The organism is Streptomyces sp. NPDC005263 (genome assembly GCF_042872365.1).
In the GTDB taxonomy this organism is placed as follows: domain Bacteria; phylum Actinomycetota; class Actinomycetes; order Streptomycetales; family Streptomycetaceae; genus Streptomyces.
Window position 1 is genome coordinate 16,073 of the sequence record NZ_JBIAKJ010000011.1, and the last position, 23,810, is coordinate 39,882.

General features: G+C 70.1%; 18 protein-coding genes, 4 tRNA genes, 1 other RNA gene and 2 pseudogenes. 11 read left to right on the forward strand and 14 right to left on the reverse strand.

From position 1 onward, the window contains the following. Positions 1–274: 274 nt before the first annotated feature. On the reverse strand, positions 275–1,117 hold the full coding sequence (locus ACFYRY_RS36310; RefSeq protein WP_389155668.1) for a hypothetical protein: 843 nt from the start codon (positions 1,115–1,117) through the stop codon (positions 275–277). 222 nt (positions 1,118–1,339) lie between these two features. On the opposite strand from ACFYRY_RS36310, the gene ACFYRY_RS36315 reads away from it, so the two are divergent. Then, entirely contained in the window at positions 1,340–2,434 is a 1,095-nt protein-coding gene (locus tag ACFYRY_RS36315) for a Leu/Phe/Val dehydrogenase (protein ID WP_389155671.1), read from the forward strand. 294 nt (positions 2,435–2,728) lie between these two features. Beyond that, positions 2,729–2,983, forward strand: a complete 255-nt coding sequence (locus tag ACFYRY_RS36320) for a DUF3073 domain-containing protein (RefSeq protein WP_186286507.1) — start codon at positions 2,729–2,731, stop codon at positions 2,981–2,983. Between the two features lie 140 nt (positions 2,984–3,123). Here the strand turns inward: ACFYRY_RS36320 and purM are convergent, their stop codons facing one another. The 7 genes from purM to purS all read right to left on the reverse strand — a co-directional run bounded on the left by purM (position 3,124) and on the right by purS (position 10,646). Next, complete coding sequence (gene purM, locus ACFYRY_RS36325; protein WP_389155674.1) at positions 3,124–4,191, reverse strand: phosphoribosylformylglycinamidine cyclo-ligase; 1,068 nt, start codon at positions 4,189–4,191, stop codon at positions 3,124–3,126. A gap of 101 nt (positions 4,192–4,292) precedes the next feature. After that, complete coding sequence (gene purF, locus ACFYRY_RS36330; RefSeq protein WP_389155677.1) at positions 4,293–5,822, reverse strand: amidophosphoribosyltransferase; 1,530 nt, start codon at positions 5,820–5,822, stop codon at positions 4,293–4,295. A 72-nt stretch (positions 5,823–5,894) separates the two neighbouring features. Continuing rightward, the gene (locus tag ACFYRY_RS36335) at positions 5,895–6,377 is read right to left on the reverse strand and encodes an META domain-containing protein (protein ID WP_389156238.1); all 483 of its coding nucleotides are present in this window, start codon (positions 6,375–6,377) and stop codon (positions 5,895–5,897) included. A gap of 81 nt (positions 6,378–6,458) precedes the next feature. Beyond that, complete coding sequence (locus ACFYRY_RS36340) at positions 6,459–7,256, reverse strand: sterol carrier family protein (protein WP_389155680.1); 798 nt, start codon at positions 7,254–7,256, stop codon at positions 6,459–6,461. A gap of 170 nt (positions 7,257–7,426) precedes the next feature. Next, positions 7,427–9,685 (reverse strand): phosphoribosylformylglycinamidine synthase subunit PurL, encoded by a 2,259-nt coding sequence (purL, locus tag ACFYRY_RS36345; RefSeq protein WP_389155683.1) that lies wholly within the window; start codon positions 9,683–9,685, stop codon positions 7,427–7,429. Continuing rightward, complete coding sequence (gene purQ / locus ACFYRY_RS36350; protein WP_389155685.1) at positions 9,682–10,386, reverse strand: phosphoribosylformylglycinamidine synthase subunit PurQ; 705 nt, start codon at positions 10,384–10,386, stop codon at positions 9,682–9,684. Before purQ ends, purL begins: the two co-directional genes overlap by 4 nt. Next, a complete protein-coding gene (gene purS / locus ACFYRY_RS36355; protein WP_356764512.1) occupies positions 10,383–10,646 on the reverse strand; it encodes a phosphoribosylformylglycinamidine synthase subunit PurS in 264 nt (87 codons plus the stop codon). Before purS ends, purQ begins: the two co-directional genes overlap by 4 nt. A 351-nt stretch (positions 10,647–10,997) precedes the next feature. On the opposite strand from purS, the gene ACFYRY_RS36360 reads away from it, so the two are divergent. From ACFYRY_RS36360 to ACFYRY_RS36380, 5 genes and pseudogenes are all read left to right on the forward strand, one after another. Further along, positions 10,998–11,315 (forward strand): Lsr2 family protein, encoded by a 318-nt coding sequence (locus tag ACFYRY_RS36360; RefSeq protein WP_389155689.1) that lies wholly within the window; start codon positions 10,998–11,000, stop codon positions 11,313–11,315. Between the two features lie 135 nt (positions 11,316–11,450). Further along, a tRNA-Gly gene (locus ACFYRY_RS36365) sits at positions 11,451–11,522 on the forward strand. Positions 11,523–11,602: 80 nt separating this feature from the next. Further along, a tRNA-Gly gene (locus tag ACFYRY_RS36370) sits at positions 11,603–11,678 on the forward strand. A gap of 46 nt (positions 11,679–11,724) precedes the next feature. Beyond that, a pseudogene (locus tag ACFYRY_RS36375) lies at positions 11,725–12,192 on the forward strand (LuxR C-terminal-related transcriptional regulator); the annotation flags it as partial. A gap of 23 nt (positions 12,193–12,215) precedes the next feature. Further along, a tRNA-Gly gene (locus tag ACFYRY_RS36380) sits at positions 12,216–12,288 on the forward strand. Between the two features lie 112 nt (positions 12,289–12,400). On the opposite strand, the gene ACFYRY_RS36385 is transcribed toward ACFYRY_RS36380, so the two are convergent. From ACFYRY_RS36385 to ffs, 6 genes are all read right to left on the reverse strand, one after another. Next, entirely contained in the window at positions 12,401–13,300 is a 900-nt protein-coding gene (locus ACFYRY_RS36385) for a phosphoribosylaminoimidazolesuccinocarboxamide synthase (protein WP_389155691.1), read from the reverse strand. Between the two features lie 137 nt (positions 13,301–13,437). After that, complete coding sequence (locus ACFYRY_RS36390) at positions 13,438–14,964, reverse strand: N,N-dimethylformamidase beta subunit family domain-containing protein (RefSeq protein ID WP_389155694.1); 1,527 nt, start codon at positions 14,962–14,964, stop codon at positions 13,438–13,440. A 211-nt stretch (positions 14,965–15,175) separates the two neighbouring features. Continuing rightward, entirely contained in the window at positions 15,176–17,044 is a 1,869-nt protein-coding gene (locus ACFYRY_RS36395; RefSeq protein ID WP_389155697.1) for a hypothetical protein, read from the reverse strand. 302 nt (positions 17,045–17,346) lie between these two features. Continuing rightward, a complete protein-coding gene (gene purD / locus ACFYRY_RS36400) occupies positions 17,347–18,624 on the reverse strand; it encodes a phosphoribosylamine--glycine ligase (RefSeq protein ID WP_389155700.1) in 1,278 nt (425 codons plus the stop codon). A gap of 91 nt (positions 18,625–18,715) precedes the next feature. Further along, positions 18,716–21,259 (reverse strand): DNA polymerase III subunit gamma and tau, encoded by a 2,544-nt coding sequence (locus tag ACFYRY_RS36405; protein ID WP_389155703.1) that lies wholly within the window; start codon positions 21,257–21,259, stop codon positions 18,716–18,718. Between the two features lie 180 nt (positions 21,260–21,439). Next, positions 21,440–21,536, reverse strand: an RNA gene (ffs, locus tag ACFYRY_RS36410) — signal recognition particle sRNA small type. A 73-nt stretch (positions 21,537–21,609) separates the two neighbouring features. Between ffs and ACFYRY_RS36415 the strand changes: the two genes are divergently transcribed. The 4 genes and pseudogenes from ACFYRY_RS36415 to ACFYRY_RS36430 all read left to right on the forward strand — a co-directional run bounded on the left by ACFYRY_RS36415 (position 21,610) and on the right by ACFYRY_RS36430 (position 23,799). After that, positions 21,610–21,697, forward strand: a tRNA-Ser gene (locus ACFYRY_RS36415). A 145-nt stretch (positions 21,698–21,842) separates the two neighbouring features. Continuing rightward, the gene (locus tag ACFYRY_RS36420) at positions 21,843–22,199 is read left to right on the forward strand and encodes a hypothetical protein (RefSeq protein ID WP_389155705.1); all 357 of its coding nucleotides are present in this window, start codon (positions 21,843–21,845) and stop codon (positions 22,197–22,199) included. 70 nt (positions 22,200–22,269) lie between these two features. Then, positions 22,270–22,963 (forward strand): annotated as a pseudogene (locus ACFYRY_RS36425) (DUF234 domain-containing protein); the annotation flags it as partial. A gap of 185 nt (positions 22,964–23,148) precedes the next feature. Further along, positions 23,149–23,799 (forward strand): hypothetical protein, encoded by a 651-nt coding sequence (locus tag ACFYRY_RS36430; RefSeq protein WP_389155708.1) that lies wholly within the window; start codon positions 23,149–23,151, stop codon positions 23,797–23,799. The last annotated feature ends 11 nt before the right edge of the window (positions 23,800–23,810 follow it).

The window sequence follows — 23,810 nt, forward strand, 5'->3', positions numbered from 1 at the left end:
GGCCCCCCAAAGCGTGCAATGCTGAGATTTCGCCCACATCGCAAGGCAACGGGGCGAAAGGAGTCCTCCCCGGACTCCTTGTCCTATTTTGGCATGAGGAGGGGCAAGCGGCGCAAGAGCCGCGTAAGTGCGTTCCGTCACGCTTGGCTCACTTGGGACGAACGCCCTGATCCGGAACTACGTCCCTTGTTGACGGAACCTCAGTACATATGTACGAAGACGAAACCCCAAAACGGGCGTCAGGTCAAACGTCAGTTCGTCGCCCGAGGCGCGTTCAGTTCGCCGAGCGCCGGTTCCGCACCGACCGCCACCGCTCCACGAGCCGGGCGTACGCCTCCCCCGCCGCGTCACCCTCACCGCGCCGCAGCGCCTCGATCCCCGCGGCCACGTCGGCCGCCGAGTGATCGTCCTCCAGCTCGCCGGCCGGCAGCACGTGCACCAGACCGCCGTAGTCCAGCTCCACCAGCGAGCGCGGATGGAACTCCTCCAGCCAGCGCCCCACGTCGATCAGGCCGTCGATCAGCGCGCCCTCGTCGATGGCGTCCTTGAGCGTCCTCAGGGCCCGCGCCACCCGCCGCCGGGCCTGCACCATGGGCGTGCGGTAACGCAGCATCGGCGGAGCCTCGCCGGAGCCCTTGTCGAACCGGCGTTCCTCGTCGGACACCAGCACGAACCAGTTCAGCGGCACCTGCCAGGTCGCGGTACGGATCCAGGGCCGCGCGTCCGGGTTGCGGGCCAGCCACCGCTCGTAGTCCTGGGCCGCCTGACGCCGTACGACGGGGGGCAGCACCGCGTCCAGGACGGGCTGCGGAAGCTCCTCGGGCAGCTCGCCCAGGGCCTGCCAGCCGCGCAGCCGGGTGCGCCACGGACAGACGCACACCGCCCCGTCCACATCGAGCACGAACGCGTCGCTGCTCTCGTGCACCGGCACCGGGATCGGCGGGGTGGGCACCAGGTCGGCCAGGGAGCGGCGCAGCTCGTCCTGGTACGAGGGGCGGTCGGCACGGCGGGCATAGCGAGCCCAGTAGCCGCGCTCCGGCTCCGGGAAGGCGGCCAGCGGTTCGTACACGCGCAGATAGGTCGCGTACGGGACGATCACGGAGGACACCTTGGGCACGCCTGCTCCCTCCCCCGCCGTCTGCCGGGAAAACCTGCGAAACCCGCACCCGAGGAGCGGGAAACCCATGCAAATCGTCCCACGAGGTTGCTCCGGGTGGAGGTTGTGCCGGGCGCTGCACCGATGACAGGGCCTCCAGGCTCTAATCTCGTGCTCACAGTCCCCGCCACCCACACGGGAGCTGGCATCCGACCGCCGCAACTACTTACAGGAGTCACCACCGTGACCGACGTAACCGGCGCACCTGCTGATGTACTGCACACCCTGTTCCACTCGGAACAGGGTGGTCATGAGCAAGTCGTGCTCTGCCAGGACCGGGCCACTGGCCTCAAGGCCGTCATCGCCCTCCACTCCACCGCCCTGGGCCCCGCCCTCGGCGGTACCCGCTTCTACCCCTACGCGAACGAGGCGGAGGCCGTCTCGGACGCGCTGAACCTCGCGCGCGGGATGTCGTACAAGAACGCCATGGCCGGTCTGGACCACGGCGGCGGCAAGGCCGTGATCATCGGCGATCCCGATCTGATCAAGACCGAAGAGCTGCTGCTCGCGTACGGCCGTTTCGTGGCCTCACTCGGCGGCCGGTATGTGACCGCCTGCGACGTCGGCACCTACGTCGCCGACATGGACGTGGTGGCCCGTGAGTGCCGGTGGACGACCGGGCGCTCGCCGGAGAACGGCGGGGCGGGCGACTCGTCCGTCCTCACCGCGTTCGGTGTCTACCAGGGCATGCGGGCCTCCGCGCGACACCTGTGGGGCGACCCGTCGCTGCGCGACCGCACGGTCGGCGTGGCCGGCGTGGGCAAGGTCGGGCACCACCTGGTGGAGCACCTCCTGGAGGAGGGCGCCCGTGTCGTGATCACCGACGTGCGGCAGGAAGCCGTGTGGCGGATCGCCGACAAGCACCCCTCCGTGGGCGTGGTCGCCGACACCGAGGCGCTGATCCGCGTGGAGGGCCTTGACATCTACGCCCCCTGCGCGCTCGGCGGGGCCTTGAACGACGAGTCGGTGCCGGTGCTCACCGCGACGATCGTCTGCGGTGCCGCGAACAACCAGCTGGCCCACCCGGGCGTCGAGAAGGACCTCGCCGACCGCGGGATCCTCTACGCGCCGGACTATGTGGTGAACGCCGGCGGTGTCATCCAGGTCGCCGACGAGCTGCACGGGTTCGACTTCGAACGGTGCAAGGCCAAGGCCGCGCTGATCTACGACACCGCGCTCGCCATATTCGCACGTGCGAAGACGGATGGGATTCCGCCGGCCGCCGCCGCCGACCGGATCGCCGAACAGCGGATGGCGGAGGCGCGCGGGAGGAGCTGAGAGGCCCTTCCCGGGTTTGATCGGTACCCGTCGGCGCACACTTAGAGAGAACTCTCACGTCCGTCGGCGGGTCGCCTGCCGAGAAGTGGTTAAAATCGCGGTTGACCAGCGGGGACGGGGCACCCCGAGGGTCCTGGGTTCGGGCACGTCCTGCGGGCGACGTACCGTATGGGCGCGGGCTCAGGTACCGTGGAAGCCCTACGGACCGGTCTCTCCACGGAGAGCCCGTTCCAGATCATGAACGCGTGTCAAGACTCTGGGGCCGTCGAGCCCCGTCACCGAGGGGGTCGAGCCATGGGGCGCGGCCGGGCCAAGGCCAAGCAGACGAAGGTCGCCCGCCAGCTGAAGTACAACAGCGGCGGGACTGACCTGTCGCGTCTGGCCAGCGAGCTGGGCGCTTCGACTTCAAGTCAGCCTCCGAACGGCGAGCCGTTCGAGGACGACGAAGACGAAGACGACCCGTACGCCCAGTACGCGGATCTGTACAACGACGACGATGAGGACGAGGACGGCGAGTCCGGTCCCACGTCTCAACGCCGCGGCGCTTGACGATTCAGCTCAGCGTGACCCGGTCCAGCGGTTTCCACCGCCGGACCGGGTTTTGCTCTGCCCTCGCCAGGCCAGGCGTCGTACAGATCGCGTGGGCGCTCACCGGAGCGGAGACGCTCCTGAGTGAAGCGCGCACGCTTTTAGTGTGAGTACGTGCCGACCAGTTCCGCACCCGTGGTGTGGTCGCCGCGGTCCGTGATCTCGCCGGCCACCCATGCCTCGACCCCGCGGTCGGCCAGGGTGGCCAGGGCCACGTCCGCCGACTCCTCGGGCACGATCGCGATCATGCCGACGCCCATGTTCAGGGTCTTCTCCAGCTCCAGGCCCTCGACCTGACCGGTCCTGCCGACGAGATCGAACACCGGGGCCGGAGTCCAGGTGGAGCGGTCCACGATCGCGTGCATCGTGTCCGGGATCACACGGGCCAGGTTGGCGGCGAGGCCGCCTCCGGTGACGTGGCTGAAGGCGTGGACGTCGGTGGTCCTGGTCAGGGCCAGGCAGTCCAGCGAGTAGATCTTGGTGGGCTCCAGCAGTTCCTCGCCCAGCGTGCGGCCGAACTCCTCGATCCGCGCGTCCAGCGCGAGACCGGCCTGGTTCAGCAGGACATGCCGGACGAGCGAGTACCCGTTCGAGTGAAGACCGGAGGCTGCCATGGCGATGACCGCGTCACCCGTACGGATGCGTTCCGGGCCCAGCAGGCGGTCGGCCTCCACCACGCCGGTACCGGCGCCGGCGACGTCGAAGTCGTCCGGGCCCAGCAGGCCGGGGTGCTCGGCCGTCTCGCCGCCCACCAGGGCGCAGCCGGCCAGCACACAGCCCTCGGCGATGCCCTTGACGATGGCGGCGACCCGCTCGGGGTGGACCTTGCCGACGCAGATGTAGTCGGTCATGAACAGCGGCTCGGCGCCGCACACCACGATGTCGTCCATGACCATCGCGACCAGGTCGTGGCCGATGGAGTCGTAGACGCCCAGCTGGCGCGCGATGTCGACCTTCGTGCCGACGCCGTCGGTCGCTGACGCGAGCAGCGGGCGCTCGTAGCGCTTGAGGGCGGAGGCGTCGAAGAGGCCGGCGAAACCACCGAGGCCGCCGAGGACCTCGGGGCGCTGCGCCTTCTTCACCCACTCCTTCATCAGCTCGACGGCGCGGTCGCCCGCCTCGATGTCGACGCCCGCGGCTGCGTAGCTGGCACCAGTTGTCTCAGACATGGCGGTGAGAACTTTCGTGTCGGATTGCAGTCGTCATCGCAGTCGTCAGTGCAGTCGTACGGCGGTCGTACTGCGGTCGTCTGCGGATGATCCGGGGCTGTCTACGGACGTCGGATCGCGTCGGCCGCGGCCGTGGCGGCGGGCCCGGCGGCCAGCTCGGTCTCCAGGAGTTGCTTGCCGAGCAGCTCGGGGTCCGGGAGATCCATCGGGTACTCACCGTCGAAGCAGGCACGGCAGAGGTTCGGCTTGGCGATGGTGGTCGCCTCGATCATGCCGTCGATGGAGATGTACGCCAGGGAGTCGGCGCCCAGGGAGGTGCCGATCTCGTCGATGGTCATGCCGTTGGCGATGAGCTCGGCGCGGGTGGCGAAGTCGATGCCGAAGAAGCAGGGCCACTTCACGGGCGGCGAGGAGATCCGGATGTGGACCTCCGCCGCGCCCGCCTCGCGGAGCATGCGCACCAGGGCGCGCTGGGTGTTGCCGCGCACGATCGAGTCGTCGACGACGACCAGGCGCTTGCCCTTGATGACTTCCTTGAGGGGGTTCAGCTTCAGTCGGATGCCCAGCTGGCGAATGGTCTGTGAGGGCTGGATGAACGTCCGGCCCACGTAGGCGTTCTTGACCAGCCCGGCACCGAAGGGGATGCCCGACGCTTCCGCGTAGCCGATGGCGGCGGGGGTGCCGGACTCCGGGGTCGCTATGACCAGGTCGGCCTCGACCGGGGCTTCCTTGGCGAGCTTGCGGCCCATCTCCACGCGGGAGAGGTACACGTTCCGCCCGGCGATGTCGGTGTCGGGGCGGGCCAGGTACACGTACTCGAAGACACAGCCCTTGGGCTTCGCGTCCGCGAATCGTGAGGTGCGCAGGCCGTTCTCGTCGATGGCGACGAACTCGCCGGGCTCGATCTCACGGACGTACGCGGCGCCGCAGATGTCGAGGGCGGCGGACTCGGAGGCGACCACCCAGCCACGCTCCAGGCGGCCGAGGACCAGCGGGCGGACGCCCTGCGGGTCGCGGGCGGCGTAGAGGGTGTGCTCATTCATGAAGACGAGCGAGAAGGCGCCCTTGACCTGGGGGAGGACCACGGGAGCGGCCTCCTCTATGGTCAGCGGCTTCCCGTCGTCGTCGACCTGGGCCGCGAGGAGCGCGGTGAGCAGGTCGGTGTCGTTGGTGGCCGCGACGCGGGTCGAGCGGCCGTTGGTGTCCTTCGGCAGGTCGGCGACCATCTCGGCGAGCTGCGCCGTGTTGACCAGGTTGCCGTTGTGGCCGAGCGCGATGGAACCGTGCGCGGTGGCCCGGAACGTCGGCTGGGCGTTCTCCCACACGGAGGCACCGGTGGTCGAGTAGCGGGCGTGACCGACCGCGATATGACCCTGGAGCGAACCGAGCGAGGTCTCGTCGAAGACCTGGGAGACCAGTCCCATGTCCTTGAAGACGAGGATCTGGGAGCCGTTACTGACCGCGATTCCCGCGGATTCCTGACCTCGATGCTGAAGGGCGTAGAGCCCGAAGTAAGTGAGCTTGGCGACCTCTTCGCCCGGAGCCCAGACACCGAAGACGCCGCATGCGTCCTGGGGGCCCTTCTCACCGGGGAGCAGATCATGACTGAGTCGACCGTCACCACGTGGCACGGCACCGAGTGTAGGCGAGATCGACCACTGGTCCGAATTGGGGAATGCTCCAGAGTTCCCGGCCGAAGCGGATCACTCGGCAGCGACCGCCCGCGCACTCGTGCCGTTTGCGCTGGTCAGCGTGAGAGTTTCCTGATCGATCCGGAAGCTGACCTGCCCGTCGAAGAGGCGCAGCAGGGCCCGTTCCGTCTTCATGAGTGAGGCGTCGCACATCATTCGGGTGGTGGCCGGGGCGCCCAGGGTGATATGTCCGTCGCGCACGGTGGCCTTCGCGTTGACGTGGTTGCAGCCGAGCCGGCCGCCGACCTTGCCGGTCTTCTTGTCGAAGGTGAGGTGGGCGTTGTCGTCGGTCTTGTGCGTCGTGCCGTCTGCGGTGACGCTGTCGATGTTCCAGCGCACATCGGTGACAGGCCGTTCGGCGCCGACCGCTCCGCTGTCGGCCTGTTCACCGCCGCTGCCCGCCTTCTCGCTGCCGCAGGCCGCCGCGAGGGGGAGCAGGACCACGGCGGCCGTCGTGATCAGGGGCTTGATCAGTCGCTGCTTCTGCCGGTACATGCCGGTTCGACGGGACACACGGGGTGATCGGTTCCACTCCGGTCCACCTGGGCCCGCTCCCGCTCCCCTCAGGGCCCGCGCTCAGCCCAGCAACGGCAGCAGTCCGCCGAGGTCCGCCCGCTCCCCGCTCGCGCTGACCTTCGCCTCCTCGACCGCGTCCGTCCAGGTCGACCGTCCGCACGCGAGCCGGATCCAGGTCAGCGGGTCGGTCTCGACGACGTTGGGCGGGGTGCCGCGGGTGTGCCGGGGTCCTTCGACGCACTGGACCACGGCGTACGGCGGGATCCGCACCTCGGTGGAGCCGCCGGGGGCCTTGACGGCGAGGGCGTCGGCCAGGAGCCGGGTGGCGGCCGCGAGCGCCTGGCGGTCGTACGGGATGTCCAGGCCGGGGACGGCGGCGTTGAGGTCGTCGGTGTGGACGACGAGTTCGACGGTGCGGGTCACGAGGTAGTCGGCGAGCGTGATGGCGCCGGTACGGGCGGCGAGGAGGCGACCGCCGGGAGCGGTGGCGAGGGCCTCGGTGAGCCGTTCCTCGGTGCGGGCGTAGAGGGCGTTCAGGTCGGGGTGGGCGGCGGCGAGGTCCAGGGTGTCGTCGAGGATGCTTGCGGCTCGCGCGGCGGTGGCGAAGGGCCAGTCCAGGAGGGCGAGCTCCGCCTTCGGGGGTTCGGCCCGGTCGAGGTTGCGGCTGACGGTCTCCACCGCCATCGCGACGTGCGCGGCCAGGTCCCGGACAGTCCAGCCAGCCAGCCGCGTGGGCAGGGCGAGTTGCTCGGGGGTGAGCGTGCGTACGGCCTCTCGTACGCTCCCGAACTGGGTGAGCACCGCCGTGCGGATCCTGCCGGGGTCGTAGGTACGCGCACGCTTCTTGGCCGGGGACATGGAGGTCAGCGTAGGCGGGACCGGGCGGCGCCCGCCGGGGCGTCGAAGATCTCGTGGTGGTGCGGGACGCCGAGGAACTGCCGGCGGCAGGGACACGACCGACGAAGGCCCCACCCGTCGAAACGGGCGGGGCCTTCACAGCCGTACGGCCGGCAGCGGGCGGACCAGGCCTACGCCAGCAGCGCCGGGATGGTGTCCTCGTGTGCCGTGCGCAGCTCCTCCAGGGAGAGCGCGAACTCGCCCTGGACCTCCACACAGTCGCCGTCGACGACACCGATGCGGGTGACCGGCAGACCCCGCGCACCGCACATGTCGTTGAAGCGGACCTCTTCGGAACGCGGGACGGCGACGACCGCGCGGCCCGCCGACTCCGAGAACAGGAAGGTGAACGCGTCGAGACCGTCCGGCACGATCAGCCGTGCGCCCTTGCCGCCGAGCAGCGCCGACTCGACCACGGCCTGGACCAGACCGCCGTCGGACAGGTCGTGCGCGGAGTCGATCATGCCGTCGCGGGAGGCGGAGATCAGGATCTCGGCCAGCAGCCGCTCACGCTCCAGGTCGACCTCGGGCGGCAGGCCACCGAGGTGGTCGTGGACGACCTGCGACCAGGCCGAACCGCCGAACTCGGCACGCGTGTCGCCGAGGAGGTAGAGCAGCTGGCCCTCCTCCTGGAAGGCGACCGGGGTGCGCCGGGCCACGTCGTCGATGACGCCGAGGACCGCGACCACCGGGGTCGGGTGGATGGCCGCCTCGCCGGTCTGGTTGTACAGGGAGACGTTGCCGCCGGTCACCGGGGTGCCGAGCTGCTGGCAGGCGTCGGCGAGACCGCGGATGGCCTCCGCGAACTGCCACATCACCGCCGGGTCCTCGGGCGAACCGAAGTTCAGGCAGTCGGAGACCGCGAGCGGCGTGGCGCCGGTCGTCGCCACGTTGCGGTAGGCCTCGGCGAGGGCCAGCTGGGCGCCCGTGTACGGGTCCAGCTTGGCGTACCGGCCGTTGCCGTCCGTCGCGATGGCGACGCCGAGGCCGGTCTCCTCGTCGATGCGGATCATGCCCGAGTCCTCGGGCTGGGCCAGCACCGTGTTGCCCTGCACGAAGTGGTCGTACTGCGAGGTGATCCAGGACTTGGAGGCCTGGTTCGGCGAGGACACCAGCTTCAGGACCTGGTCCTTCAGCTCCTCGCTCGTCGCCGGCCGAGGCAGCTTGTTCGCGTCGTCCGCCTGCAGCGCGTCCTGCCACTGCGGACGGGCGTACGGGCGCTCGTAGACCGGTCCGTCGTGCGCCACCGTGCGCGGGTCGACGTCGACGATCTTGCCGCCGTGCCAGTAGATCTCCAGACGGTCGCCGTCGGTCACCTCACCGATGACGGTGGCGATGACGTCCCACTTGTCGCAGATCTCCAGGAACCGGTCGACCTTCTCCGGCTCGACGACCGCGCACATGCGTTCCTGCGACTCGCTCATGAGGATTTCCTCGGGCGAGAGCGTCGAGTCACGCAGCGGTACGTCGTCCAGCGTCACGCGCATGCCACCGGAGCCGTTCGAGGCGAGCTCGGAGGTGGCACAGGACAGACCGGCCGCGCCGAGGTCCTGGATGCCGACGACCAGCTTCTCCTTGAAGGCCTCCAGGGTGCACTCGATCAGCAGCTTCTCCTGGAAGGGGTCGCCGACCTGGACCGCGGGGCGCTTGGACGGCTTGGCGTCGTCGAAGGTCTCGCTCGCCAGGATCGACGCGCCGCCGATGCCGTCACCGCCGGTGCGGGCCCCGTACAGGATGACCTTGTTGCCCGCGCCGGACGCCTTCGCGAGGTGGATGTCCTCGTGCCGCATGACGCCGATGGCACCGGCGTTGACCAGCGGGTTGCCCTGGTAGCAGGCGTCGAAGACGACCTCGCCGCCGATGTTGGGCAGACCCAGGCAGTTGCCGTAGCCGCCGATGCCCGCGACGACACCGGGCAGCACGCGCTTGGTGTCGGGATGGTCGGCGGCGCCGAAACGCAGCGGGTCCACGACGGCGACCGGCCTGGCACCCATCGCGATGATGTCGCGCACGATGCCGCCGACACCGGTCGCGGCGCCCTGGTACGGCTCCACGTACGACGGATGGTTGTGCGACTCGACCTTGAAGGTGACCGCGTACCCCTGGCCGACGTCCACGACGCCGGCGTTCTCGCCGATGCCGACGAGCAGCGCGTCGGACTGGGGGGCCTTCTCGCCGAACTGGCGCAGGTGCACCTTGGACGACTTGTAGCTGCAGTGCTCGGACCACATGACCGAGTACATGGCGAGCTCGGCGCCGGTCGGGCGGCGGCCGAGGATCTCCACCACCCGCTCGTACTCGTCTTTCTTCAGGCCGAGTTCGGCCCAGGGCAGCTCGACGTCGGGGGTCGCGGTCGCGTGCTCGACCGTGTCCAGAGGCGTCCGGCTCATGCGCCCACCAGCTTCTTGAGGATCGAGGTGAAGAAGGGGAGACCGTCGGTGCGGCCGGAGCCGATGAGCGGCTCCACGGCGTGCTCCGGGTGCGGCATCAGGCCCACGACGTTGCCGGCCTCGTTGGTGATGCCGGCGATGTCCCGGAGGCTGCCGTTGGGGTTGCCGCATCCGTCAGCGGCGTCGCCACCCACGACGTACCGGAAGGCGACGCGGCCCTCGGCCTCCAGCTTGTCCAGGGTGTACTCGTCGGCGACGTACCGGCCGTCCATGTTCTTCAGCGGGATGTTGATCTCCTGGCCGGCCTCGTAGTCGGTCGTCCAGGCGGTGTCCGCGTTCTCCACCCGCAGCTTCTGGTCGCGGCAGATGAAGTGGAGGTGGTCGTTGCCGAGCATCCCGCCGGGAAGCAGGTGGGCCTCGGTGAGGATCTGGAACCCGTTGCAGATACCGAGGACCGGCAGCCCGGCCTTCGCCTGCTCGATGAGGGTCTCCATCACCGGCGAGAAGCGGGCGATCGCACCGGCGCGCAGATAGTCGCCGTAGGAGAAACCACCGCACAGCACCACGGCGTCGACCTGATGAAGGTCCTTGTCCTTGTGCCACAGGGCGACCGGCTCGGCGCCCGCGAGACGGATCGCACGCTGCGTGTCCCGGTCGTCAAGACTGCCCGGGAAAGTGACGACGCCAATACGAGCGGTCACTTCGCGGCCTCCGCGACTTCCTCCACCTTGACGGTGAAGTCCTCGATCACGGTGTTGGCGAGGAAAGATTCCGCAAGATCGTGGATGCGGGCGAGCACGGCCTCGTCGACCGTCCCGTCAACTTCCAGTTCGAATCGCTTTCCCTGACGTACGTCGGAGATCCCTTCGAAACCCAGCCGCGGCAGTGCGCGCTGCACCGCCTGGCCCTGGGGGTCGAGGATCTCCGGCTTGAGCATGACGTCGACTACGACGCGTGCCACTGGCACTCCCGGTGTTGTGGTGCTGAGCAGGTTCCTGCAGGTGCCTTCAGACTACCCGTACAAAATTTCTACGCGGGTAGAGTTGTAGGAATCTACGTGACGGCTGTCACGATCAGGTATCGGAGCCGGAGCTTCACGAAAAGTTCAGGGAAAGATCCCGGATCGGTACACCAGGCCTATTGCGCCGGGGACACGCGGACAGATTTAGTCGGGCTTCACATTGCAATGCCGGGCACTGTACAAATGAATTGTCAATAGCAGATACTTTGCCCAATAACAGGCGGACAGTCGGCATCTCCCAGACGTCTTGGCACGTCATCGCAGAGATGCCGCACGAAGGGACCGATATTCGTGGCGCAGAAGGTCGTGGTCACTCTCTTTGACGACATCGACGGCTCGGAAGCGGCGGAAACGATCGCCTTCGGACTCGACGGCAAGTCGTACGAGATCGACCTGAACCAAGCCAATGCCAAGAAACTGCGTAAGGCGCTCGCGCCGTACGTGGACGCCGGCCGCAAGCGGTCGAGGTCCGGCAAGACGTACAAGCAGACGGAGGTCGCGCCGGACCCGGCGGCCGTCCGTGCTTGGGCACAGGCGAACAAGATGGACGTCCCGGCGCGCGGGCGCATCCCCAAGAAGGTCTACGAGGCGTTCGCCGCCGCACGGTGACAGCCACGGTGTGGCGCCCTCAGGGACCGTCAGCGGGCCCTGAGGGCAACCGACTTGCGTTGCACCCCACCTGATCAGCTAGAGTCTGAAGCACGCCGAGGGGCAAGGCCGAAAGGCCAAGTCCACGGAGTACATGCGGGTGTAGTTCAGTAGTAGAACATCCCCCTTCCAGGGGGAAGGCGCAGTGTGCAATTCCTGTCACCCGCTCTGCACCGCCGGTCCGACCACTCTTGTGGATCAGGTAGGCTGGTGCTCGCGCCGATCGGTGAGAGCCGGTCGGAGGCAATGCGGACGTAGCTCAGTTGGTAGAGCGCAACCTTGCCAAGGTTGAGGTCGCCAGTTCGAACCTGGTCGTCCGCTCCAGATGAAGACCCCGGTCGTTTCGATCGGGGTCTTTTTCGTGTACGCGGTCGACGTCGCGGTCCCCGATCTCCGAAATGCCGGAGAGGGTGAGGGTGTGAGGGTCGCCACATCTCTGCGGACCGGGTTACCCCACTGCCGGGTATTGATCGTGACCAGTCATGGGCGGCCCGGGCATCTGAAGCGGGCTCTGGAGGCGGGGGTGCGTGGATTCGTGCCGAAGACCGTCAGCGCGCGGCGGCTCGCGGAGATCATCCGCACGGTGCACGCGGGAAATCGGTACGTCGACCCCGAGTTGGCCGCCGACGCGATCTCCGCCGGGGACTCGCCGCTGACCGCCCGGGAGGCGGAGGTGCTGGAGCTCGCCGAGGACGGGGCGCCGGTCGCGGAGATCGCCGAGCGGGCCGCGCTGTCGCAGGGGACCGTGCGGAACTATCTGTCGTCGGCGGTCTCGAAGCTCGGGGCGGAGAACCGTCACTCGGCTGTGCGGCTCGCACGCGAGAAAGGTTGGGTATAGTTGCTCTCGCGCCACGGCGCAGCGCGGACGTAGCTCAGTTGGTAGAGCGCAACCTTGCCAAGGTTGAGGTCGCCAGTTCGAACCTGGTCGTCCGCTCGTATACGAAGGCCCCGGTCACCACGACCGGGGCCTTCGTCGTGCGTCGCGGGACGCGCGGGAGTCCAGAAAGGCCCCGGCTTTCGCCGGGGCCTCTCGTGTGTGGGCTCGGTCAGCTCCAGGCCGTGCCCGTCAGACGCTCGTACGCCTCCAGGTACTTGGCCCGGGTCGCCTCCACGACCTCCTCGGGCAGCGGCGGCGGGGGCAGCTCGCTCTTGCGGTCCCAGCCGGACTCCGCCGAGGTCAGCCAGTCACGGACGTACTGCTTGTCGTACGACGGCTGCGCCCGGCCCGGCTTCCACTGATCGGCCGGCCAGAAACGGGAGGAGTCCGAGGTGAGGATCTCGTCCGCGAGAACCAGGGTCTCCCCCTCGAAGCCGAACTCGAACTTGGTGTCCGCGAGGATGATCCCGCGCTCCTGGGCGATGTCCCGGCCGCGCGAGTAGACGGCGAGGGTGGCCTGGCGCAGGTTGGCGGCGGTCTCGGGGCCGACCTGACGGGCGACCTCCTCGTAGGAGACGTTCTCGTCGTGCTCGCCGACCGCGGCCTTGGTCGCGGGGGTGAAGATCGGGGCGGGGAGTTCGCTGCCGTCGACCAGGCCTTCCGGAAGGGCGAGGCCGCAGACCGTGCGGGACTCGTTGTACTCGACCAGGCCCGAGCCGGTGAGGTAGCCACGGGCCACGCACTCCACCGGGACCATCTGGAGCTGCTTGCAGATCAGCGTGCGGCCGGCCCAGTCGGCGGGGGCGCCGGCGGGCAGGTCCGTGCTCAGGACGTGGTTGGGGATCAGGTCGGCGATCTGATCGAACCACCACAGGGAGAGCTGGGTGAGGACCCGGCCCTTGTCGGGGATCTCGGTCGGCAGCACCCAGTCGTAGGCGGACATGCGGTCGCTGGCGACCATCACGAGGTCGCCCGCCTCGTTCTGGTACAGCTCGCGGACCTTGCCGGTGTGCAGGTGCACCAGGCCCGGAACCTGGATCGGCTCGGGCTTTTCTACGAATCCGGACACGGTTCCTCCCCGTGGTTGAAGAAAAAGAAGCGCCCATGGGACCCGAAGGGAGTGGTGGGGGCGACGGGCGGGCCCAACGGGGTCGATTCTCCCGTACGAGGGACCGGTTCCGGACACGGGGACCGGCCGGTGCGTGGTCAGTCGTGTTTGCAGATGCGGTCGATGAGGTTCGCGGTGGCGCGCTGGACCCGGGTGTCGACGTGGCCCGGCCGGTCCAGGGAGGGCGCCCAGGCGAACGTCCCGGACGCGAAGACCAGCGCGCCGGAGGGGGCCCGGTAGAGGGAGGTCTCCTGGTGGCGGCGCACACCCTGGCGGTCGGTGTACGGGGAGTGGGCGAGCAGGACGCGGTCGTCGTGCTCGGGCAGCGGGGCGCGCGGGAAGTAGCGGTCCGCCTCGCCCGCGACCAGACCCTCGATCTCGTCGCCCTCCTGTGCGCCGGTCGCCTCCCACAGCCAGTGGTCGGCGTTGCGGACGACCAGCGGGCTGGGTTCGGGCACGTGACCGGCGTACTGGATGCCGACCAGGTGCTGCTCCGGGCGGTCGATCTCGCGCCACAGCGCGGGTTTGCCAGGTCCCCGGCGTTTGCGGCAGGTGAGCAGGCGGTCGGGGACGCCGGACGGCGAGGGGCCCAACTCCACCTGCCAGTAGACGGAGTTGGCGGAGAGGAAGACGAGTGAGGTGCCGTGGTCGCGGGCCCGTTCGACGGTGCGGCGCATGGCCGCCGACCAGTACTCGTCGTGGCCGGGGAAGACCAGGCCGCGGTAACGGGTGGGGTCGATGTGACCGGCGTGCAGGTCGCGGGCGTCGGCGTAGGCGAGGTCGTAGCCGTAGCGCTCGGCCCAGCGGATGAAGTCGTAGGCGTGGCCGACGTGCAGGGGGAGGCCGGCGCCCGCGTACGGGCGGTCGAAGGAGACCGTCGTCGCCGCGTCGGACTCCCCGAGCAGCCGGCCCTCCTCGTCCCAGGCGTGGTAGAAGCTGGCGCCGGTGCGGCCGTCCTCCGGGTAGAGGTTGTACGCCTGCCAGGTCACGTCGGGCAGCAGGAGCAGCAGGTCCGCGGGGTGGTCGTGGCGGACGGTGAAGGGGATGTGCGAGCGGTAACCGTCGGCGGTGGTGAGGACGGCGACATACGCTCCGACACTCCAGAACGACGGGACCTGTAGGCGCCAGGACAGCCACCAGTGGTGGCAGGAGACGGTGCGGTCGGCCGTGAGGGGCGGCGGCTGGACGATGCCGGGCAGCCGGGGGCTGGTGGTGATCTTGGTGGCGCCGTCACCGCCGTAGTGGCCGATGCGGTAGATGTCGACGGCGAATTCCTGCGGCGGGTCGACGGTGATGTGGAAGTCGACGGCCTCGCCGGGGGCGACCGCGCCCGTGGAGGTAAAGCCCTTGATCTGGCGGTGGACGTCGTCGGCGGAGCGGGGGCCTCCGGCGCTTCGGGGGGCTGGGACGCGGTGGTGGCCGGTGCCGGCGCCTCGGCTCGCACCGGGGGGAGGCTGCTGGGCGGGGTCGACGTACCAGGGGACGACCTGGCCGGAGTCGTCGAAGTAGGTCACGTTGCCTCGGAGCCAGGGAACGGGGCCCTGGCCGAAGGGATCCGTCACGGCGTGCGCGAGTGCTCCGGACTCCCAGCGGCGGATCTGCTCCTGTCGCGCTCCCGGTCCCATCGTCGCTTCCCTCCCTCGTGCCCCCGTTTGTGTGTGTCGTGTTGGTGTGAGGCGTGCGTCATCTGCCTGTCGTATGTCGCACGCTCTTGCCATGTGCGCGAACGGTCCCAGCACATCACATTAAGCACGCGGGCTGTCACTATTCGTTGCGAATTGACCGAAAGTGGAACAGGGGAATCCGATTACCGGGAGTCATGGCCCGGGGCAGCCGTCAGGTGAGGCGGACCGGCTTCTCGGGGCGTATGCCCGACTCGACCAGCCAGGCTCGCAGCGGCGCGGGGTCGCCTTCCTCCACGAGGCTGAGGACGCGGGAGGTCAGGTCGGTCGTCCGCTCGCCGTTGACCAGCAGCGACGGACCGTCCAGCCAGTCGAGGCCCGGTGTCGCGCCGGCGTTGTCGATGGCGGCGCAGCAGACCATCGCGGTGACGTGGTCGGCGAGCAGCTCGCGTCCGGTACGGGGTGGCTGCAAGGGGAAGAGGGGCAGCATGCCGCCGTCCCACAGGATGGTGTCGGGGCCGCCCTGTCCGGCCGCGGGCTGGTTCCCGTCCGTCCGCGGAGCGGCGGCCGCCTCCTCCCGGGCGACCTCGGCTCTGAGTCGATCGGCGAGATCGGCACCGCGCTCGCTGCCGTGGGGGACGGTGCGGGAAGGGGCCTGGGATGGCCCGTGGGGGTCGTCACCGGGGACGGTGATGCTGTCCTCAGGGTCGGCGGTGCCGTCTTCAGTGCTGGTGTCGCCGCCGGCTTCGATGTCGCCGTTCGGAGGGTGGGACCCGAGAGGCGCGATGGTGGTGCCGTCGGTGGGCGGGAGCGGCTCGGACAGGTGGTTGATTATCCGGGCCAGGGTGGGGGCGGCAGGCGCGAGGGACGCCGGGTCGGGGGAGCGGCGGACGCCGAGGGTGTCCAGGACGCGGTCGAGACGGGCGGCGTCCGTGCGCCACTTGCGGTCGACGACCTCCTCCGGATACTCCTGCCAGTCCACCGGGGACCAGCCCGAACCAGTCTCCGCGGGACCTCCGTGGAAGAGTCTGGCGGCGAGGAGCGAAGCCGCCTCATCCACCGTGCCGGGCTCTTCCAGCAGGTCACAGGCGGGGCGCTCGCCCAGCCGGGAGGCGAATCCCTCGGCCAGGCGGTCGCGGCGGGACAGCTCGGTCAGGGCCGCGACGACACCCGCGTCCAGTCGGGACGGCCAGCGGCCCATGCGCCAGGCGGGCAGGGCGACCTTGGTCAGCAGCCGGTCCCAGCCCGCGTACGCGAGACCCACCTGCTCCTGGGCGACGATCCGCAGTCCGTAGTCCACAGCCTGTGCACGCTCGGCCGCCGCGGCGGCCACACCGCGCTCCATCTCGGCGGCATGACCGCGACAGCCGCGCAGCAGGAGCCGGACGACCCAGCCGACGCCCGCGAGCACCGTACGGGTGACCGGGTCCCGGCGGGGTGCCGAGGCCACGGCCACCGCGGCGTCCAGGCCCCGCACGAAGCGGCGGGCCGCCGCTATGTCCGGGTGCGCCGAGGGCCCCGTACCGGCCACGACCGGGGCGAGGACCGCGCGCAGTTCGCCCACGCGCATCCACCACAGGAACGGGGAGCCGATGACCAGCACCGGAGCGGCGGCGGGCCGTCGGGGTGCGCCCTGCGCGCCGGCCAGCTCGTCCCGGTTCTCCCGCGGCGGCGGGCCGTGGGCCGGGTGGGTACGGTCCTCCAGCCAGCTGTCGCAGTCCGGGGTGAGCGCTATCGCGGAGGGAACGGGCACGTCGAGGCGGTCGGCGAGGTCGCGCACCATGCGGTACAGGTCGGGGGCCGACTCCTCGGCGATCGGTACCGTCGGGCTCACGGCGGGGCGGGCGCGGGAGACGACCAGCGCGATGCCGGCGGCGGCGAGCAGCACGAGGACGGCGGCCACGGTCACCGCCCAGCGGGCCCCGCTCCAGAACGGGCCCACGAGATGGTCCGTGGCACCGCCGGCCAGCAGCACCACGGCGACGGCCGCGGGCACCAGCGCGACAGCCAGCGCCCGGCTGCGGATGCGCAGCACGGCGAGTGCCCGATGCCGCGCGGCCTGCGCGCCTACCTCCACACCCATACCTGTCACGACCGGACCTCACCCCCTCCCCGCTGTCCTGGTTGCCTGGTTCTGCCAGCGTTGCTACTCCCCCACTGTGGCACCACGCACTGACATCGCAATGCCGGTGGGCCAAGTGCCGGAATGCTTGCGCCGCACCCTAGTTGGGGCCCCGGCCCCCGTCAGCCGGTTGGGGCATCGGTCGCTCGATGGAATGGCTTTGGGGAAAGGTAGGTGACAGAAAGCAAGGATCAGGCCCCGAATCCTGAGACGGATGCGGGGCCTGTCGGGTTTATCGGCGGCGGGATTTCGCGCCCGTTTTCTCAGGCGCCGGCGCCCGCACCGGTGGCCGCGTCCAGGGCCGCCTTCGCCGCGATGTCCGTACGGTGCTGGGAACCGTCGAGGCGGACCCGGCCCACTGCCTGGTAGGCCCGCTCACGGGCCTCGGAGAGGTCCTTGCCGGTCGCCGTCACGGACAGGACGCGACCGCCCGCGCTCACCACGGCGTCACCGTCCTGGCGGGTGCCCGCGTGCAGCACGTACGCGTGCGGGGCGTCCTCGGCGGCCACCTCGGCCAGGCCGGTGATCGGGTCGCCGGTGCGCGGCGTGCCGGGGTAGTTGTGCGAGGCCACGACGACGGTGACCGCCGCGTCCTCGCTCCAGCGCAGGGGCTCCAGGTCGGCGAGGTTGCTGGTCGCGGCGGCCAGCAGGACACCGGCCAGCGGGGTCTTCAGGCGGGCCAGCACGACCTGGGTCTCCGGGTCGCCGAAGCGGGCGTTGAACTCGATCACCCGGACGCCGCGAGAGGTGATCGCGAGACCGGCGTAGAGCAGGCCGGAGAAGGGGGTGCCGCGGCGGCGCATCTCGTCGACGGTCGGCTGCAGGACGGTCTCCATGACCTCGTCGACCAGCTTCGGGTCCGCCCACGGCAGCGGGGAGTACGCGCCCATGCCTCCGGTGTTCGGGCCCTCGTCGCCGTCGAGCGCGCGCTTGAAGTCCTGCGCGGGCTGGAGCGGGAGGACCGTCGCGCCGTCGGTGATGGCGAAGAGGGAGACCTCGGGGCCGTCGAGGAACTCCTCGATGACCACGCGCTCGCACGAGTTCGCGTGCGCCTTGGCCGCCTCGACGTCACTGGTGACGACGACGCCCTTGCCGGCGGCGAGTCCGTCGTCCTTGACGACGTACGGGGCACCGAAGGCGTCGAGAGCCGCGTCGACCTCTTCGGGGTTCGTGCAGACGTACGAGCGGGCGGTGGGTACCCCCGCCGCGGCCATGATCTCCTTGGCGAAGGCCTTGGAGCCCTCGAGCTGCGCGGCCTCCTTGGAGGGGCCGAAGACCGGGATACCGGCCGAGCTCACGGCGTCGGCGACCCCGGCGACGAGCGGCGCCTCCGGGCCTACGACCACCAGGTCGGCGCCGAGCTGCGCGGCCAGCGCGGAAACGGCGGCGCCGTCCAGCGCGTCCACACTGTGCAGCTCGGCGACCCCGGCGATACCGGCGTTGCCGGGGGCGCAATGAAGCGCGGTGACGTCGGGATCGAGGGACAGGGAGTGGCACAGGGCGTGTTCGCGGGCACCGCTACCGATGACGAGGACCTTCACGGGGGTCAGCCTAACGGGGTTTTTGTGCGGGGTTCCGAAGGGGTGGGGCTGGGAGGATTGTGGGTTCCTCCAAGGTGGCTGGGCGCGCTCGCTACTCGTTGGAGAACTCCTCCACCACCGTCGCTCCCAGCTCCCGGACGATGAGGTCGTGGCCGGAGAGGGCCGACTCGTCGAGGTCGGGGTCGTCGTCCTCGGGGATGTCGTCCTCGAGGGAGACCGCGCGCCGCGGTTCGGGGGCTGATTGCCGGGGGCCGGAAGCGGAGGCGGACGTGGAGGCAGAGGCTCCCGAGGACGCGGACGACGACGAGGAGGAGGACGAGGGGGACGACGGGGGCGAGGACGGGGAAGAGGTGGGGGCTGCGGAAGGTGCGGACTGCGTGGACGCCGGGTGCTGTGGGGCCGTACCGGCACCGCCTCCCCCGTAGCCACCGCCGCCCGAGCCGTAACCGGTGGCCGGGGTGCCTCCGCCGCCGTAGCCGCCGCTGGAACCGGAGGGTCCGCCGGGCGCCGGGGGCGCGGAGCCGCCGCCCGAGGGATCGACGATGGCCTCGATCTTCCAGTTCACGCTGAACTGCTCGACCAGTGCCTGCCGCAGTACGTCCTCGCTGCCGCTGCCCGCGAAGTTGTCACGGGCGCCGGCGTTGACGAAGCCGAGCTGGAGGGTCGTGCCGTCGAAGCCGGTGACCTGCGCGTTCTGGCTGAGCAGGATCCAGGTGAAGCGTCGGCGGTTCTTGACCGCCTCCAGGATGTTCGGCCAGAGAGTGCGAGGGTCGAGGCCGCCGGCCGGGGACGCGTAAGCGGCGGCGGCCGGGGCGGGCGGTGCGGCCGCCGGAGTCGGGGAGGCCGCGGCAGGCGGGGGTGCCGGCGCGGATGAGGACGGTGGCTGGTTCGGCGCGGCCGGAGGGCGGCCGCCGCCCGCGGGGGCGGCGGTGGGCCAGCCACCGGGACGCCGAGCGCCGCCCGCGGGGGCCGCGGTGGGCCAGGCGCCCGGGGCGGGGGGTGCCGGGGCCGCGGTGCCGGGTGGGGTCGAGGAGGCGGGCGCCGCGGGGGGCGGCTGGGACTGTTGGGACTGTTGGGACTGTTGGGACTGCTGGGGGTGCGGGGACTGTCCGGGTGCCTGAGGCTGTCCGGGCTGACCGTCGCCGCCCTGAGGACCGGGCGCGGGAGAGGTCTCGGCAGGCGGTGCGACGGGGGGCGAGGCGGGCGGCGAGGCGGGGCCGTTCGGATCATTGGCCGACCCCGTGGCGGGGGCCGTACCCGGCCCCGAACCCGCAGCCCGAACCGCGGCCCGAGCCGCGGCGGCCCCGCCACCCGGTGGAACCGGCGAAACCGATGAAGCCGATGAAGCCGATGAAGCCGATGGAACGGGTGGAGCGGGTGGAGCCGACGCGCTCATCGGTCCCGCCGCCGCTCCTCCGTGCGCCTCGGGCCCCGGAACGTAGCCCATGGCGGGGGCCGCGCCGCCCGCGGAGAAGTTCACGCCCCGTTCGATACGGTCGAGGCGGGCCATGACCGAGCGCTCGTCGCCGTACGCGGCCGGCAGCAGTACGCGCGCGCAGATGAGTTCCAGCTGGAGGCGGGGCGAGTTGGCGCCGCGCATCTCGGTGAGCCCTTGGTTGACGAGGTCGGCGGCGCGGCTCAGCTCGGCGGCGCCGAAGGTGCCGGCCTGGGCCTGCATCCGCTCGATGACGTCGACGGGAGCGTCGATGAGACCCTTCTCGGCGGCGTCCGGCACGGCGGCGAGGATCACCAGGTCCCGCAGCCGCTCCAGCAGGTCGGCGACGAACCTCCGGGGGTCGTTGCCGCCCTCGATGATGTGGTCGACGACCTCGAAGGCGGCGGCGCCGTCACCGGTGGCGAAGGCCTCGACGACGGAGTCGAGGAGCGAACCGTCGGTGTACCCGAGCAGCGAGGTCGCCATGGCGTACGTCACGCCGTCCGCCCCCGCGCCGGCCAGCAGCTGGTCCATGACGGACATCGAGTCACGTACGGAACCCGCGCCCGCGCGCACCACCAGCGGCAGCACGCCGTCCGCGACGGGGATGTCCTCGCGCCCGCAGACCTCTCCGAGGTAGTCGCGCAGGGTCCCCGGGGGCACCAGCCGGAACGGGTAGTGATGGGTCCGCGAGCGGATGGTCCCGATGACCTTCTCGGGCTCGGTGGTGGCGAAGATGAACTTGAGGTGCTCCGGAGGCTCCTCCACGACCTTGAGCAGCGCGTTGAAGCCGGCCGACGTGACCATGTGGGCCTCGTCGATGATGTAGATCTTGTACCGGCTGCCTGCGGGCCCGAAGAAGGCCTTCTCCCGGAGCTCGCGCGCGTCGTCCACACCACCGTGCGAAGCGGCGTCGATCTCGATGACGTCGATGGACCCCGGCCCGTTGCGCGCCAGGTCACGGCACGACTGGCACTCCCCGCACGGGGTGGGCGTCGGCCCCTGCTCGCAGTTCAGGCAGCGCGCCAGGATCCGCGCGCTGGTCGTCTTCCCGCATCCGCGCGGACCGCTGAACAGGTACGCGTGATTGACCCGGTTGTTACGCAGCGCCTGCTGCAGCGGGTCGGTTACATGCTCCTGCCCGATGACCTCGGCGAACGACTCCGGGCGATAGCGGCGGTACAGCGCGAGAGACGACACACATACGAGGTTATAGGCGCCCACTGACAACACGGACCGCCCAGATACCTCAAGCTTCGGGACGCCGCCCGCGCGACGCCGACGGGCCGAAAGCCCAGGCGTTCAGTGCGGCGCCGGTCTCGACCGTGACATGTCTTCATCAGCCAGAACGCTTTGCGCCGACCTCGCAGCGCGCGGGACGCAGAAGACCCCCCACGCACCCGCCAGAGCCAACCTACCCTTGCTGCCTTCCGGCCCTGGGGGAGTTCAGTCAGATAGCGCCGCGTGAGGGGCTGGACCCCAGCGTACCTGATCGCGGGGCAGCCGAACGAGTTCGCTAGCACCTCCCAACGTCATGTAATGTTCCCGGCGGAGGATTCGCCTAGAGGCCTAGGGCGCACGCTTGGAAAGCGTGTTGGGGGCAACCCCTCACGAGTTCGAATCTCGTATCCTCCGCCAGTGCCTCACCGGGCACGATGTCGAAGGGCCCCACCGTTCGCGGTGGGGCCCTTCGTCGTTGTCCGTCTCAGTTTCCGTCTCAGTTGGCCGCCCGCCGCTTGCTCGGGACCGGGGACAACCGACTTCGATGCGGAAGGATGAGCGGGTGAATCTCATAGACATGAGTGAGCGCGAGTACTGGGCCTTCGTGTCCGAGGGCCCCGAGATATTCGTGGGTCAGGCCACACTCGCCCGCGTGGAAAGCTTCTTGATCGGCTACCACGCCCACGCTCGGCGGCACGGCGGCCCCGGGCTGGACGGCTGGCGTGACTGGTTGGTGGCCAGGCGCGGCCGGGAATGCCAACACGCTTGGATGGGTCTGGTCCGTCACATCGCCCTCCCTGATGAAAGTTGGGATCACTGGCAGCTCTCACCGGAGCAGGAAGAACGTGTCATCACGACCCTTTTCGCGCTGCTCGATGACTTCCTCGCGGAGCGGGAAGAGGAAACCCCCACGCTCTGACCTCTCCGCATAGAGCTTTAGTCCGCCCGGAGCGGCTCCCAGAGCGCGCCTTGCGGCCGCAGGGTTCGCCGTCGCATCCGTGGTGTCGATGATGGAGACGCTGAACAGCTACGACCGTCCCTTTCACCAGCGGGGCCGGGAAATGGTCGTGGGGTCCCTGAACCCGGCCGACATCGGCGAGATGCTCGGCCTGTCCCCGGCGGCCGCGTTCGACGTCGCTCTGGTCACGGGGGGTCTCCCCCTGATCAGCGCGGAGTGGCGGGCCGGAGCGGATGCCCGGGAGTTCCTTCGCGACTCGCTACCTGCGGTTCTGGCTCGCCTTCCTGGGTCCCCATATGGCGGAGATCGAGCGGATGAGGGGAGATCTGACGCTGAGCCGCATCAAGGAGCGGTGGACGAGCTGGCGTGGCCGCGCGATCGAGCCCCTGGTCCGGGAATCCCTGGCCAGCCTCCTGCCGGACGGGCTCCTGCCCGCCGCCCCGGCGATCGGCGGGTACTGGACCCGCGGCAACGACGTCGAAATCGACTTGGTGGGCGCCGACCGGCAGCCAGTGGCCACACAGCTGCTCTTCCTCGGCTCCGTCAAGTGGCTGGAGAACTCCGCGTTCGACGGCCACGACCTGGCCGCGCTGCAGAAGCACCGGGCAGCGATCACCGACGAGCCGGTACCACCCGTGGCGGTCTCCCGCAGCGGGGTCGGTTGTTCCGGCCTTCAGGCGGTGTACGGCCCCGAGGAACTGGTCAACGCCTGTCGCCGGGCTTGATCCTCCGCCAGTGCCGCAGCGGGCACGATGCCGGTCTCGGTCTTCGTGCGTACGCCCGCCGCACGTCCTACGACCGCAGAGCCATGGGCGGTTGCGTCTCGGGGACGACGACCGGGGCGTGTGCGGGTCTGAGGATGGTGTGGGCGGTATTCCTCCGGCCACACCACTCAGCTCTGGAGATCCGTATGAGGCCTGTACGTTCCCTCTTCCGCACCCGCAAGGCGGCATCCGTGGCCGTGGTCGCCGCCGTGGTGGCCTCCGCCACCGCGGTCACCGGCGCTTCGGCCGCTGGGAAGTCGCCGGAACGGCCGGTGCACGCGAGTGTGACCGGGTCAGCCGACTTCCGGTTGCCGTATGTGAATGACGCCGACATCCGTTCGTTCACGTTCGACGCGCACGCCGCCCCGCACAGCAGACCGGTCCCGGGCGTGCCCACCGGCTTACCGACCGACGCCTATGGCACGGTTGCCATCTCCCATTACGACGCGGACCGGGACACCACGTACACCGCCGAAGGCACGGTGGACTGCCTGGTGACCGGGCCGGGCAGCGCGACCCTCACCGCGATCATCACCAAGGTGAGCGCCAACGGGCCGCACTGGCTGGGGCTGCGGCTGGGGTTCAGCGTCCACGACGGTGGCGGGGAAAAGCCCGGGAAACCGTCCCGGGACCGGGTGGGGCTCTCCTGGGCGGACGGGGTGAACAAGAAGTACACCGAGGAAGGCGACGTGGACTTCCCGGTGGGCCCGTGCATGGCGCCCGCCCCGTTCGCGCCCGTCACCAGCGGCGGGTACCGGGTCCGGCACGCCGACCTGCCGCTGTACCCCAAGGGCTAGGGAGATCGGCC